The sequence below is a fragment of the Streptomyces sp. NPDC055103 genome (assembly GCF_053607625.1).
Genome location: NZ_JBSGTX010000017.1, coordinates 71,532 through 85,360, shown reverse-complemented (window position 1 = coordinate 85,360; position 13,829 = coordinate 71,532). Strand labels below are relative to the sequence as shown.

The 13,829-nt window shown below is 71.5% G+C and carries 10 protein-coding genes; 6 read left to right on the top strand and 4 right to left on the bottom strand.

Translation table 11 applies throughout. From position 1 onward, the window contains the following. Window positions 1-304 precede the first annotated feature (304 nt). The 4 genes from ACWFR1_RS13925 (at window position 305) to glgB (ending at window position 8,046) form a co-directional block, all read left to right on the top strand. Window positions 305-2,290 carry an alpha-1,4-glucan--maltose-1-phosphate maltosyltransferase gene (locus ACWFR1_RS13925; protein WP_453550300.1) on the top strand — a complete coding sequence of 662 codons (1,986 nt, stop codon included), beginning with the start codon at window positions 305-307 and terminating at the stop codon, window positions 2,288-2,290. Further along, window positions 2,287-3,981, top strand: coding sequence for a maltose alpha-D-glucosyltransferase (gene treS / locus ACWFR1_RS13920; protein WP_453550297.1), 1,695 nt, complete (start codon window positions 2,287-2,289; stop codon window positions 3,979-3,981). Before ACWFR1_RS13925 ends, treS begins: the two co-directional genes overlap by 4 nt. Before the next feature lie 233 nt (window positions 3,982-4,214). Next, complete coding sequence (locus ACWFR1_RS13915) at window positions 4,215-5,564, top strand: maltokinase N-terminal cap-like domain-containing protein (protein ID WP_453550295.1); 1,350 nt, start codon at window positions 4,215-4,217, stop codon at window positions 5,562-5,564. Window positions 5,565-5,775: 211 nt separating this feature from the next. Further along, complete coding sequence (gene glgB, locus ACWFR1_RS13910) at window positions 5,776-8,046, top strand: 1,4-alpha-glucan branching enzyme (protein WP_453550293.1); 2,271 nt, start codon at window positions 5,776-5,778, stop codon at window positions 8,044-8,046. On the opposite strand, the gene ACWFR1_RS13905 is transcribed toward glgB, so the two are convergent. From ACWFR1_RS13905 to ACWFR1_RS13890, 4 genes are all read right to left on the bottom strand, one after another. Further along, on the bottom strand, window positions 8,033-10,267 hold the full coding sequence (locus ACWFR1_RS13905; protein WP_453550290.1) for a HelD family protein: 2,235 nt from the start codon (window positions 10,265-10,267) through the stop codon (window positions 8,033-8,035). The genes glgB and ACWFR1_RS13905 overlap by 14 nt on opposite strands. Window positions 10,268-10,422: 155 nt before the next feature. Further along, entirely contained in the window at window positions 10,423-10,764 is a 342-nt protein-coding gene (locus tag ACWFR1_RS13900; protein ID WP_453550287.1) for a thioredoxin family protein, read from the bottom strand. 5 nt (window positions 10,765-10,769) lie between these two features. Next, window positions 10,770-11,207: a MerR family transcriptional regulator gene (locus ACWFR1_RS13895; RefSeq protein WP_453550285.1), complete on the bottom strand. Its 438-nt coding sequence runs from the start codon at window positions 11,205-11,207 to the stop codon at window positions 10,770-10,772. Between the two features lie 193 nt (window positions 11,208-11,400). Next, window positions 11,401-11,931 carry an Lrp/AsnC family transcriptional regulator gene (locus ACWFR1_RS13890; RefSeq protein WP_453550282.1) on the bottom strand — a complete coding sequence of 177 codons (531 nt, stop codon included), beginning with the start codon at window positions 11,929-11,931 and terminating at the stop codon, window positions 11,401-11,403. Window positions 11,932-11,998: 67 nt separating this feature from the next. On the opposite strand from ACWFR1_RS13890, the gene ACWFR1_RS13885 reads away from it, so the two are divergent. Continuing rightward, window positions 11,999-12,925 carry an NAD-dependent epimerase/dehydratase family protein gene (locus ACWFR1_RS13885; RefSeq protein ID WP_453550378.1) on the top strand — a complete coding sequence of 309 codons (927 nt, stop codon included), beginning with the start codon at window positions 11,999-12,001 and terminating at the stop codon, window positions 12,923-12,925. Further along, window positions 12,925-13,806, top strand: a complete 882-nt coding sequence (locus ACWFR1_RS13880) for an aldo/keto reductase (RefSeq protein WP_453550279.1) — start codon at window positions 12,925-12,927, stop codon at window positions 13,804-13,806. Before ACWFR1_RS13885 ends, ACWFR1_RS13880 begins: the two co-directional genes overlap by 1 nt. Window positions 13,807-13,829: the final 23 nt, after the last annotated feature.

Below are 13,829 nucleotides of genomic sequence, written 5' to 3'. Positions count from 1 at the left end.
GGGCTCGTTCAGGTCGTCCGCGCTCTTGCCCGCGCGCCTACGCCCGAGTAGTTAACAAGGCGCCGGATTGCCCACCCGAGAACGGTGGGAAGGCTCCTCCGGTACACCCCCGAATCCGTCCCCCGTGACCCCGTACGTGACCCCGTACCTTCCTTCGGACCCTGTACTCCCTGTGGACCCGCCATCCGAGTGAACGCGGACAGGAGCGGCCATGCCCGCAACCCGCCGGCCGTCGACGGAGCTAGAAAGAGCGCACCACCACCCGCACCCCCGTAACCCGTCAGGTGATGCTGTGAATCCGCTCATGGGACGCATTCCCGTACTGGACGTACGCCCGCTGGTCGACTGTGGCCGGCGCCCCGCGAAAGCGGTGGCAGGAGAGACCTTCGAGGTGACGGCGACCGTCTTCCGCGAAGGGCACGACGCCGTCGCCGCCAATGTCGTGCTGCGCGGACCGTCCGGCCGCCCCGGCCCGTGGACCCCGATGCGCGAACTGGCCCCCGGTACCGACCGGTGGGGCGCCGAGGTCACCCCGGACGCCGAGGGCTCGTGGACGTACACCGTCGAGGCGTGGAGCGATCCGGTGGCCACCTGGCGCCACACGGCGAGGATCAAGATCCCGGCCGGGATCGACTCCGAGCTGGTCCTCGCCGAGGGGGCAGGGCTGCACGAGCGGGCGGCGAAGGGCGTCCCGAAGAAGGGCGGCGGACGGGAGGCCGTGCTCGCCGCCGCGGACGCCCTCCGGGACGTGTCCCGCCCGGCGGCCGTCCGGCTCGCGGCGGCGCTCGCCCCGCGCGTCGTCGAGTCCCTCGACCGGTACCCGCTGCGCGAACTCCTCTCCTCCTCCCCCGCGTTCCCGCTCCAGGTGGAGCGGGAACGTGCCCTGTTCGGCTCCTGGTACGAGTTCTTCCCGCGCTCGGAAGGCGTGCGGAAGGTGAAGGGCCGCACGGTCCCGGGGAACTTCCGCACCGCGGCCGAACGCCTCCCGGCGGCCGCGGCGATGGGCTTCGACGTGGTGTACCTGCCGCCGGTGCACCCGATCGGCGAGACCCACCGCAAGGGACCGAACAACTCCCTCTCGGCATCCCCGAACGACGTGGGCGTGCCGTGGGCGATCGGCTCCCCGGAGGGCGGGCACGACGCGCTCCACCCGGACCTCGGCACCTTCGAGGACTTCGACGCGTTCGTGGCCCGGGCCAGGGAACTGCGTCTGGAGATCGCGCTCGACTTCGCGTTGCAGTGCTCGCCGGACCATCCGTGGGTGGAGAAGCACCCGGAGTGGTTCCACCACCGCCCGGACGGTTCGATCGCGTACGCGGAGAACCCCCCGAAGAAGTACCAGGACATCTATCCGATCGCGTTCGACGCCGACATGGACGGCATCGTCGCGGAGACCGTGCGGGTCCTCCGTCACTGGATGGACCACGGGGTGCGGATCTTCCGCGTCGACAACCCGCACACGAAGCCAGTGGTGTTCTGGGAGCGGGTGATCGGCGAGATCAACCGGGCCGACCCGGACGTGATCTTCCTGGCGGAGGCGTTCACGCGGCCCGCGATGATGCGGACGCTCGGCGCGATCGGTTTCCAGCAGTCGTACACGTACTTCACCTGGCGCAACACCAAGGAGGAGCTGACGGAGTACCTCACCGAGCTGTCCGGGGAGACGGCCGCGCAGATGCGGCCGAACTTCTTCGTGAACACCCCCGACATCCTGCACGCGTACCTCCAGAAGGGCGGCCGGCCGGCGTTCGAGGCGCGGGCGGTGCTCGCGGCGACGCTGTCCCCTTCGTGGGGCATGTACGCCGGGTACGAGCTGTGCGAGAACACCCCGCTGCGGGACGGCAGCGAGGAGTACCTGGACTCGGAGAAGTACGAACTGAGGCCGAGGGACTGGGAGTCGGCGGAGCGGGCGGGGAGGACGATCACGCCCCTGATCACCGCCCTGAACCGGGCCAGGCGCCGCCACCCGGCGCTCCGCCGGCTGCGGAACATCACCTTCCACGAGACCGACAACCCGCAGGTGATCGCGTACAGCAAGCGTTCGGGTTCGAACACCGTTCTGGTGGTCGTCAACCTCGACCCGCACCACACCCAGGAGGCGACGGTCTCGTTGGACATGCCGGTACTCGGCCTCGACTGGCACGAGACCGTGCCGGTGCGCGACGAGCTCACCGGCGAGACCTATCACTGGGGCAGGGCCAGCTACGTGCGCCTAGAGCCGGGTGTCACACCCGCGCACGTCCTCGTCCTGCGACCGTCCCCGCAGACCGGAGGGTCACCCACATCATGACTGTCAACGAGCCCGTCCCCGACACCTTCGAGGACACCCCCGCCAAGGACCGTGATCCCGACTGGTTCAAGCGGGCCGTCTTCTACGAGGTCCTCGTCCGCTCCTTCCAGGACAGCAACGGCGACGGCGTCGGCGACCTGAAGGGCATCACGGCCAAGCTGGACTACCTCCAGTGGCTGGGCGTGGACTGCCTCTGGCTTCCGCCCTTCTTCAAGTCCCCCTTGCGGGACGGCGGATACGACGTCGCGGACTACACCTCCGTACTCCCCGAGTTCGGCGACCTGGCCGACTTCGTCGAGTTCGTCGACTCGGCCCACCAGCGCGGGATGCGCGTGGTCATCGACTTCGTCATGAACCACACGAGCGACCAGCACGAGTGGTTCCAGGAGTCCCGGCGCGACCCCGAGGGGCCGTACGGCGACTACTACGTCTGGGCCGACGACGACAAGCAGTACACGGACGCCCGGATCATCTTCGTCGACACCGAGTCCTCCAACTGGACCTTCGACCCGGTCCGCAAGCAGTACTACTGGCACCGGTTCTTCTCGCATCAGCCGGACCTCAACTACGAGAACCCGGCGGTGCAGGAGGAGATCCTCTCCGCGCTGAAGTTCTGGCTCGACCTGGGGATCGACGGGTTCCGGCTCGACGCGGTGCCGTACCTGTACCAGCAGGAGGGCACCAACTGCGAGAACCTCCCGGCGACCCACGGCTTCCTCAAGCGGGTCCGCAAGGAGATCGACGACCACTACCCGGACACGGTGCTGCTCGCCGAGGCGAACCAGTGGCCGGAGGACGTCGTCGACTACTTCGGCGACTTCCGCTCGGGCGGCGACGAGTGCCACATGGCCTTCCACTTCCCGGTCATGCCGCGCATCTTCATGGCCGTGCGGCGCGAGTCGCGCTACCCGGTCTCCGAGATCCTGGCGAAGACCCCGGAGATCCCCTCCGGCTGCCAGTGGGGCATCTTCCTGCGCAACCACGACGAGCTCACCCTCGAGATGGTCACGGACGAAGAGCGCGACTACATGTACGCCGAGTACGCCAAGGACCCGCGGATGCGGGCCAACATCGGCATCCGGCGCCGCCTGGCCCCGCTCCTCGACAACGACCGCAAGCAGATGGAGCTGTTCACCGCGCTGCTCTTCTCGCTGCCCGGTTCGCCGGTGCTGTACTACGGCGACGAGATCGGCATGGGCGACAACATCTGGCTGGGCGACCGGGACGGGGTCCGCACCCCGATGCAGTGGACGCCCGACCGGAACGCCGGCTTCTCGTCCTGCGATCCGGGGCGGCTCTATCTGCCGGCCATCATGGACCCGGTCCACGGCTACCAGGTGACGAACGTCGAGGCCGGGATGGCCTCACCGTCCTCGCTCCTGCACTGGACGAAGCGGATGATCGAGATCCGTAAGCAGAACCGGGCCTTCGGCACGGGGACGTACACGGAACTCCCGGCGTCCAACCCGGCGGTGCTGGCCTTCCTCCGTGAGGATGGCGACGACCTCGTCCTCTGCGTGAACAACTTCTCGCGGTTCGCGCAGCCGACGGAGCTGGACCTGCGGCGCTTCGCCGGCACGCACCCGGTGGAGCTGATCGGCGGGGTGACGTTCCCGGCCATCGGGGAGTTGCCCTACCTCCTGACCCTTGCGGGACACGGCTTCTACTGGTTCCGTCTCAAGAAGGGCTGACCGACGGTCAGTTCGGATTCGTCCGGGGTGGGACGGTTTCCCCCGTCCCCCTCTGGGCACTGTGTCCCACACACGATTCAGGTCCATACGGGCCTTCTTGCCGGACCCATACGGATCTTCCCCTTCCGACACGTCCCGCACTTCCGGACAGTTCAAGCCGTCATCCGGGACACTCTGCGCATTTGAACACATACGACGCCCAACTGCGCGCCCCGGGGAAAGGACGCGATGCCATGCCGGAGACCGCATCCACCACCCGGGCCCCGGACGCCCTCCTTCCGGCCCTCGCCCCCCTGCTCCACGAATGGCTGCCACGGCAGCGCTGGTTCGCGGGCAAGGGCCGCCGGGTCACCGGATTCACGCTGGAGGCGGCCACCGAGCTGCTGCCCCTGGACGGCACGGGACCCGGTCTCCTCCATCTGCTCGTACGGGTCGAACAGCCGGGCCGCCCGGCCGGAACGCCCGCCGACTGCTACCAACTGCTCCTGGGCGTAAGGACCCAGCTCCCGCCGCGCCTCGCCCCCGCCCTGATCGGGCGGATCCGGCAGGGCCCGCTCGCCGGACGCGCGGTCTACGAAGGGCTGCGCGACCCGCGGCTCGCGGGACTCCTCTACGAGCGACTGCGCACCCCGGGCCGGACCGGCCCCCTGCGCTTCCACGCCACGACGGCGCTCCCGCCCGCCCCGGCCCCCCGCGTGCTGGACGCGGAGCAGTCCAACTCCTCGCTCGTGTATGGCGATTCGTACATCCTGAAGATCTTCCGACGGGTCAGCCCCGGCGCCAACCCCGACCTGGAACTCCCCCTGGCCCTGAGCCGGGCGGGCTGTGCCCGGGTCCCGGCGCCGGTCGCCTGGTTCGAGTCCGGGGCCTCGACCCTCGGCGTCCTCCAGCCGTACCTCCGGGACTCCCGGGACGGCTGGCGGCTCGCGCTCGACGCGCTGGCCGACGGGCGGGAGTTCGGCGCCGAGGCGCGGGCGCTCGGCCGGGCCACGGCCGAGGTCCACCTCGCCCTCGCCGACGCGCTGCCGACCCGGCGGCTGCGGCGGTCCGAGACCGAGCACCTCGCCGCCGCGATGGACCGGCGGCTGCACGCGGCGGCGCAGGCGGTGCCGGCGCTCCTGCCGTACGTGCCGGGGCTGCGGGCCGTCTTCGCGGCGGCCGGCGAGGCGCCCGGCGCGGGGGCGCTCCAGCGCATCCACGGCGATCTGCACCTGGGGCAGACCCTGCGGGGGTCCGACGGCGGCTGGGCCGTCATCGACTTCGAGGGGGAACCGGCGAAGTCGCTGGACGAGCGGCGCAGTCCGCAGCCCACCGTCCGCGACGTCGCCGGCATGCTCCGCTCCTTCGACTACGCCGCCCGCACGCACCGCCCGTGGAACGCGGACTGGGCGGCGCGCTGCCGGGCCGCGTACTGCACGGGCTACGCCGAGGCCGCGGGCGCCGACCCGCGCGCCGATCCCGCCCTTCTCCGCGCCTACGAGACCGACAAGGCGGTCTACGAGGTCGTCTACGAGGCCCGCCACCGACCGGACTGGCTCCCGGTCCCGATGTCCGCGATCGAACGCCTGGCCACGTCCACGTGAGCTCCCGCGCCGTCCCGCCCGTGTGGGCGATCGTCCCGCGGGGCGGGACGCCGCGGGCCTCGCCCCCGTTCGGCCCAGCCGGCAGGCGGGTTCGCACCGCTCCCGCCTGCGCCGACTCCCACGCGCCCCGTTCGGCCGAGTGTCCCGCGCCCGCGCGGTGCCGTTTCCTACCCCGTACCCCTGTACCCCTCGCCCCTCAGGAGGCACCCCCGTGACCGCCCGATCCGCAGGCAAGACGTCCCGCGCAAGGAAGACGCCCGCACCGGACCGGACCGCCGTGCGGAAGGCGCCACCGCTCGACCCGGGTGATCGCGCCCGGTTGCTGGCGGGCGAGCATCACGACCCGCACGGCGTGCTCGGCGCCCATCCGGTGCGCGGCGGGGTCGTGGTGCGCGTGCTGCGACCGTGGGCGAAGGAGGTCGCCGTCCTGACGAAGGGGCGGCGCGTCACCCTTCACGACGACGGCGACGGGCTCTTCTCCGGGCTGCTGCCGCTCCTGCGCAAGGTGCCCGCGTACGAGCTGCGGGTGCGGTACGGCGACGAGGGGGGCGACGAGCTCGCCGTCGTCGACCCGTACCGCTTCCTTCCCGCCCTCGGGGAGCTGGATCTCCATCTGATCGGCGAGGGGCGGCACGAGGAGCTGTGGACGGCGCTCGGCTCGCACACCCTGGTCCACGAGGGTGTGGCCGGGACCCGTTTCGCCGTGTGGGCGCCGAACGCCCGCGGTGTCCGCGTCACCGGTGACTTCACGCACTGGGACGGCACGGCGCTGCCGATGCGCTCGCTGGGTTCGACGGGCGTGTGGGAGCTGTTCGTGCCGGGCGTCGGCGAGGGGGCCGTCTACAAGTACGACATCACCCGGCCGGACGGTTCGCACACCGTGCGGGCCGACCCGATGGCCCGCCGTACGGAGTGCCCGCCGAACACCGCGTCGATCGTCACCGCCTCGCACTACGCGTGGGACGACGCCGCGTGGATGGACCGGCGCGGCGCCCGCCCGCACCACGAGTCCCCGCTCTCGGTCTACGAGCTGCACCTGCCGTCCTGGCGGCCGGGGCTGACGTACCGCGAGCTCGCCGAGCAGCTGCCGGAGTACGTCCGCGATCTCGGCTTCACGCACGTGGAGTTCATGGCGGTCGCCGAGCACCCGTTCAGCGGCTCCTGGGGCTACCAGGTCACCGGCTTCTACGCGCCGACGGCCCGGATGGGCACGCCCGACGACTTCAAGCACCTGGTCGACGCCCTGCACCGGGCGGGGATCGGGGTCCTGATGGACTGGGTCCCGGCGCACTTCCCGAAGGACGACTGGGCGCTCGCCGAGTTCGACGGGCGTCCGTTGTACGAGCACGAGGACCCGCGCCGCTCGCACCATCCCGACTGGGGGACGCTGGAGTTCGACTACGGGCGCAAGGAGGTGCGGAACTTCCTCGTCGCCAACGCGGTGTACTGGTGCCAGGAGTTCCACCTCGACGGGCTCCGTGTGGACGCGGTGGCCTCGATGCTCTACCTGGACTACTCGCGCGAGCACGGCGAGTGGCTGCCGAACGAGTTCGGCGGGCGGGAGAACCTGGACGCGGTGGCCTTCCTCCAGGAGATGAACGCGACCGTCTACCGCCGCTGCCCGGGGATCGTCACCTTCGCCGAGGAGTCCACGGCCTGGGACGGCGTGACGCGGGCGACGGACCAGGTGGGCCCCGGCGGCTTCGGCGGTCTGGGCTTCGGCATGAAGTGGAACATGGGCTGGATGCACGACTCGCTGGGCTACGTGGCGAAGGAGCCGGTGCACCGGAAGTACCACCACCACGAGATGACCTTCTCGATGGTGTACGCGTACAGCGAGAACTACATCCTGCCGATCTCGCACGACGAGGTCGTGCACGGCAAGCGGTCGCTGGTGTCGAAGATGCCGGGCGACTGGTGGCAGCAGCGGGCCGACCACCGGGCCTACCTGGGCTTCATGTGGGCCCATCCCGGCAAGCAACTCCTCTTCATGGGGCAGGAGTTCGCGCAAGGCGGGGAGTGGTCGGCGGAGCACGGGCCCGACTGGTGGCTGCTCGACCCGGCGTACGGCGCGGAGCCCGACCACCGGGGCGTACGGGACCTGGTGCGGGACCTGAACACGGTGTACGCCGCGAACCCGTCGCTCTGGGAGCGGGACACCGCCCCGGACGGCTTCCAGTGGATCGTCGGGGACGCCGCCGAGGACAACGTCTTCGCGTTCCTGCGCTTCGACGGCTTCGGCTCGCCGCTGCTCGCCGTCTGCAACTTCTCGCCGGTCGTGCGGCACGACTACCGGCTCGGGGTGCCGGACACCTTCGCCGCCTGGGCGGAGGTCCTGAACACGGACGCCGCCCGGTACGGCGGCGGGGACGTGGTGGGCACCGACCCGGTGAAGACCGAGTCGGTGCCGTGGCACGGCCGTTCGGCGAGCGTGCGGATGACGCTGCCGCCGCTGGCCACGGTCTGGCTCAGGCCGGCCTGATCACGCCCAGCCGCTGCGTCGCCCGGGTCAGCGCCACGTACAGGTCGTTGATCCCGTGCGGGGCGCCGGCCACGATGCCGTCCGGGTCGACGACCAGGACGGTGTCGAACTCCAGGCCCTTCGCCTGCCGGGGGTCGAGCAGGACCACCGGCCGGGTGAGGTCGGGCGCCGCTCCGTGGGCGGCGTCCGGCAGGGCCGCGACCAGGCCGGGCAGCAGGCGCTCCGGTGCGATCACGGCGAGCCGGCCCTCGGCGCGCAGCTCGGCGGCGACCGCGTCGGCGGCCTCCTTCACCGGGTCGTCGGCCGTACGGTCCCAGGGTGCGACGCCGGTGGAGCGGACGGAGCTGGGCGGTTCGAAGTCCGGGTCGGCGGCGCGCCGGACCTCGGCGGCGACCTCCATGATCTCGGCGGGGGTGCGGTAGTTGACCCCGAGGCGGACGTGCTCCCAGCGGTCCTGCACGTACGGCGAGAGGATCCGCTCCCAGGCGCCGACGCCGGCCGGGTCGCCGGTCTGGGCGGGGTCGCCGACCAGGGTCATGGAGCGGGTCGGGCTGCGGCGCATGAGGAGCCGCCAGGCCATCGCGGAGAGCTCCTGGGCCTCGTCCACGATGATGTGGCCGAAGGCCCAGGTGCGGTCGGCGGCGGCCCGTTCGGCGGCGGTCCGGTAGTCGGCCTCCTCCTGGCGCTCGGCGAACCGTTCGGCGTCGATGATGTCGTGCGCGGAGAGGACCTCGGAGGCGTCCTCGTCGAGCTCCTCCTTGTCCTCGAACTCGTAGGTGCGTGAGGCGTACGAGACGTCGAGGACGCCCTGCGCGTACTGGATCTGGCGCTGCCGCTCGGCCTCCTGGGCGGCGCGGGCGGCCGAGTCGTCCTCGCCGAGGAGCTCGGCGGCCTCGTCGAGGAGCGGCACGTCGGCGGGGGTCCACTCGCCGCTGTCGCGCCGGATCGCCGCGGCGTCCTCGTCGTCGAGGTGGGTGGGCTCGGTGAGGTAGTCGGCCAGGAACTCCTGGGGGGTGAGGGCCGGCCAGAGGGTGTCGACGGCGGCGTGCACGTCGGGGTTGGCGGCGATGCCCTTGGCGAGGAGCGCGCGGTCGTCGGGGCCGAGGAAGTTGGGGCCGCCGTACGGGTCGGCGCCGATGCGGTCGGCGAGCTGTTCGGCGAGCGAGTCCAGGATGCGGAAGACGAAGTAGGGGCGGGCGAGGTTGTGCGGGAGGACGGTCTCGCGGGCCTTGTGCCGGGCCTCCAGGGCCATGTCCCAGTCGATGACCAGGTCCCCGTCCTCGTGCGGGACGACGAGGGGCGCGCCGCGCTCGGGGACCTGCTGGCGGTCGCGTACGGCCGCGGCGAGCGCGTCGGCCATGGCGGCGGAGCCCTTGACGGCGGCGGCGCGGGGGGTGTCGGTGCCGGTGGCGCGGACGCCGGGGAAGAGTTCGGCGGGGGTGGCGAGCAGGACGCCGGTCTCACCGAGGGAGGGCAGGACGTTCCCGATGTAGCCGAGGAAGGCGGGATTGGGGCCGACGATGAGGACGGCGCGCTTGGCGAGCTGCTCGCGGTGGGCGTAGAGGAGGTACGCGGCGCGGTGCAGCGCGACGGCGGTCTTGCCGGTGCCGGGGCCGCCCTCGACGACGAGGACGCCCTGGTGCGGGGAGCGGATGATGCCGTCCTGCTCGGCCTGGATGGTCTGCACGATGTCGTGCATGCGGCCGGTGCGGGCGGCGTCGAGCGCGGCGAGCAGCACCTCGTCGGCGTCGCGGCTCTCGTGGCCGGTGCGGGTGGCGTCGGCGAGGTCGAGGACCTCGTCGTGGAGGGCGGTGACCTCGCGGCCCCGGGTGCTGATGTGCCGGCGGCGGGAGAGGCCCATGGGTTCGTAGCCGGTGGCGAGGTAGAAGGGCCTGGCGATCTCGGCGCGCCAGTCGACGACGAGGGGTGTGCGGTGCGGGTCGTCCCTGCGGATGCCGAGCCGCCCGATGTGGTGGTCACGGCCGTCACGGAAGACGAGCCGGCCGAAGCACAGCCCGCTCTCCCCCGCGTCGAAGGCGGCGAGCAGCCCGGACTGTTCGGCGACGGTGACGTCCCGTTCGAGGCGGCCCTGGTTGCTGCCCACCCCGGGGGTGCGCAGGGCCTGGGCGACGGCGGCCTCGGCCCGGTCCCTCAGGTCGTCGAGTCGTGCGTACAGATCGGTGATGAATTGCTGCTCATTCCGAAATTCCTCGGTTGACAATTCGACTCCCGGCGCGATACAGTGCGTTTATTGAACTTCTCCGCGTCCATTGCTATTCCGGACATGGAATCCATTAATATACGTGACGCAATACCCCGACTGTCAATTCCAGTCGGGGTATTTCTGTATCCGGTCCCGGGGCCGCCGGACAGGCCCTACGGAGCCAGGACGTCCTCGAGTTCCTGCAGGAGGCGGCGCTTCGGGCGGGCCCCGACCAGCGACTTCACCGGCTCGCCCGCGTGGAAGACCATGAGCGTCGGGGTCGCCAGGACCCCGTACTTCACCGTGGTCTCCGGGTTCCGGTCGACGTCGATCTCGACGATCCGCAGCCGCGCCGCCTCCTCCGTGGCGAGCGCGGCGAGCACCGGCTTCAGCTGCCGGCACGGCCCGCACCACACCGCCGTGAACTTCACCAGGACCGGCAGCTCGGCCTCCAGCACCTCCGTGCCGAAGTCCGCGTCCGTGACCTCGGCCACGCCCTCCGTGTACGTCGTCATCTCCGTCACCCCTCCGTCTCCGGGGCCGCGTCCGTGTCCGCGTCCCACTCCGTGCCGAGCTCGCACCGGGGTTCCGGGCCGTGCGGGAGCTCCGCCTCGGCCCTCAGCAGCTGGGCGCCCACCTGGGCGCGTACCGCCTGGAGCTGGTCGATCAGGCCGTCCAGTTCGGCGACCTTCCGCCGGTAGACGGCGATCGACGCGGGGCAGGCGTCACCCGTCGGGTGCCCTTCGCGCAGGCAGTCGACGAACGGCCGTGTCTCCTCCAGTTCGAACCCGAAGTCCTGCAGGGTCCTGATCTGCTGGAGGAGGCGCAGGTCGTCCTCGTCGTACGTGCGGCGGTACCCCTGCTCCGTGCGCCGTGCGGTCAGGAGGCCACGGGACTCGTAGTACCGCAGAGTCCGCGTGGTGGTTCCCGCCCGTTCGGCCAGTTCTCCGATGCGCATGTCCCCGAACGTAATCCTTGACGCCGACGTCAAGGCAAGCAGGGAGCGGAGGGGAGGTTCGTCGATGGTCCGTGCGGTGGAGTGGAGAGGCAAAGCCGTCCCTACTGTCCTCTTGCCTCCATGTCTCCGCTTTCCAGCGCGGACCGACACGCGACGCGAGTTCCCCCATCCCATCCGCGCGGCGGCGGGGCTGTCAAGGGCGGGGTGCGCCGGGCGGCAGCAGCGGCTTCCGCTCCACCGGTGACGACAGCACGACCGAGGTCGTGGTCCGGCCGAGCGCCGAGGTCTGCTCCAGGACGTCTTCCAGGTGGACGGTGTCGGTGACGGCGACCTTGAGGATCCAGCAGTCCTCGCCCACCACGTGGTGGACCTCCAGGACCTCGGGGCGCGCGGTCAGCTCCAGGGTCCGCGGGTGCTTCAGGGTGTAGCCGCCGTGCGGATTCACCCGGATGAAGGCCTGGATGCCGTAGCCGAGCCGGGCCGGGGAGACATGGGCGCCGTAGCCGGTGACCGCCCCGCTCGCCTCCAGGCGGCGGACCCGCTCGGTGACGGCCGCGGGGCTGAGCCGGACGCGGCGGCCGAGCTCGCTGAGCTTGATCCGGCCGTCGGTCTGCAGGAGGTCCAGGATCTGCCGGTCGATGGGGTCGAAAGCGGCTGCCGAGGAATCGTCGGCGGCGGGGCGCGAAGGCCGAGGTTCCTTCGGTACGGCGGCCGGAAATCCCATGAATCCCCCTTCAGGTGACGAACGCACAACGTAACACTTGTCCTGCGAGCAAAGGGAGTTGGGAATGATGGACATTCTGGTCATCGGCGGGAATCGCTATTTCGGAAAGCGGCTCATCGCTCTGCTGAGGAAATCCGGACACCGGATCACCGTGCTCAACCGGGGTTCTTCCGGCGCCCCCGGGGGAATCGAGCACCTCGTGGCGGACCGCGACGACGAGGCGGCCCTGGAATCCGTTCTGGCGGGCCGGTCCTTCGATGTCGTCGTGGACCAGGTCTGCTACACCCCGCGCCAGGCGGAGATCGCCCTGCGGGTGTTCGGGACGCGGACGCGGCGGTACGTGATGACGTCGACGGTGGAGGTGTACGGATACGAGGACTCGGCGGTGCCGGTCGCCGAGTCCGCCCTCGACCTGGCCTCGGTCACCGTCGACACGGGCCTGGCCTGGGAGGATCCGGAGTTCCGCGAGGAGCACTACGGGGAGGGGAAGCGGCAGGCGGAGGCGGTGTTCGCGGCGGGGTCGCCGTTCGCCTGGACCTCGGTGCGGGTCGCCCATGTGCTCGGCGGTGACGACGACTTCACGGGCAGGGTCGACCACTACGCGCGGCGCATCCGGGCCGGGGAGCCGATCGCCGTTCCCGTGGTGAACCGTCCGGCGACCTACGTGTACGTGGAGGAGATCGCGGCATTCCTCGCCTGGACGGTCGAGGCGGAATTCACCGGGCCGGTCAACGCCCATTCCCACGGCCCGCTCACGACGGCCGACATCTGCGCGGAGATCGAGAAGCAGGTGGGCGGCCGGACGGTCTTCCGGGAGGTGGAGGTCGGCGAGGTCTCGCCGTTCTCCTTCGCCCGCTCGTACGGGATGGACAACTCCCGTGCGACCGCGCTCGGTTATTCCTTCAGCCGGTCGGACGAGTGGCTTTCGCGCGCGGTTTCCGAGACCGTCGGCGCACGGGACCTCGGGGCGCCGGGCGCCGGGGCGGTGCGCTGATGCGTACGAGAACGCTGGGGGACGTACGGGTCGGGGCGGTCGGCTTCGGCACGATGCCGCTCTCCATCGAGGGGCGCCCCGACGAGGCCCGGGCCGTGGCCACCGTGCACGCGGCCCTGGACGCGGGGGTGACGCTCCTCGACACCGCCGACTCCTACCACCCGCCGGGCGGCGCGCCGGGCGAGGGCGAGCTGCTCGTGGCGCGGGCCCTGGCCTCGTACGGGGGCGGAACGGACGGTGTCCTCGTCGCGACGAAGGGCGGGCGCGGCCGTACGGCGGACGGCGGCTGGACCGTGGACGGTCGGCCCGCGCACCTGCGGCGGGCGGCGGAGGACTCGGCCCGGCGGCTCGGCGGGACGCCGATCGGCCTGTACCAGCTGCACAAGCCGGACCCGGCCGTCCCGTACGCCGAATCACTGGGCGCGATACGGGAGTTGCTCGACGCGGGCACCATCCGGCTGGCCGGGATCTCGAACGTGGACGCGGAGCGGATCCTGCTGGCCCGCGAGATCCTGGGCGACCGGCTCGTCTCCGTACAGAACCGCTACTCGCCGGCGGTCCGGGAGAGCGAGGCGGAGCTGCGGCTCTGCGCGGAGCTCGGTCTCGCCTTCCTGCCGTGGAGTCCGCTGGGCGGGATCTCGCGCAGCTCGCTCGACGGGGCGTCCGCCCTGGAGGAGGACCCGGAGTTCGGGGGGTTCCACCGGGTGGCGCGGGAGCGGGGGGTCAGTCCGCAGCGGGTGGCGCTCGCGTGGCTGCTCACACGGTCGGAGACGGTGCTGCCGATCCCGGGCGCGAGCCGGCCGGAGACGGTACGGGACTCGGCGGCGGCGGCCGGACTCCCGCTGTCGCCGGAGGAGCTGTCCCTGCTGGACGGGCGGTGACCGAGGAGACCGGCCCCTGGGCG

Bases quoted from the DNA above. Each gene is read 5' to 3' on its own strand.
- ACWFR1_RS13925 (WP_453550300.1), top strand. From the start codon at position 305: ATGGGACGCATTCCCGTACTGGACGTACGCCCGCTGGTCGACTGTGGC.
- treS (WP_453550297.1), top strand. From the start codon at position 2,287: ATGACTGTCAACGAGCCCGTCCCCGACACCTTCGAGGACACCCCCGCC.
- ACWFR1_RS13915 (WP_453550295.1), top strand. From the start codon at position 4,215: ATGCCGGAGACCGCATCCACCACCCGGGCCCCGGACGCCCTCCTTCCG.
- ACWFR1_RS13900 (WP_453550287.1), bottom strand. From the start codon at position 10,764: ATGACGACGTACACGGAGGGCGTGGCCGAGGTCACGGACGCGGACTTC.
- ACWFR1_RS13895 (WP_453550285.1), bottom strand. From the start codon at position 11,207: ATGCGCATCGGAGAACTGGCCGAACGGGCGGGAACCACCACGCGGACT.
- ACWFR1_RS13890 (WP_453550282.1), bottom strand. From the start codon at position 11,931: ATGGGATTTCCGGCCGCCGTACCGAAGGAACCTCGGCCTTCGCGCCCC.
- ACWFR1_RS13885 (WP_453550378.1), top strand. From the start codon at position 11,999: ATGGACATTCTGGTCATCGGCGGGAATCGCTATTTCGGAAAGCGGCTC.
- ACWFR1_RS13880 (WP_453550279.1), top strand. From the start codon at position 12,925: ATGCGTACGAGAACGCTGGGGGACGTACGGGTCGGGGCGGTCGGCTTC.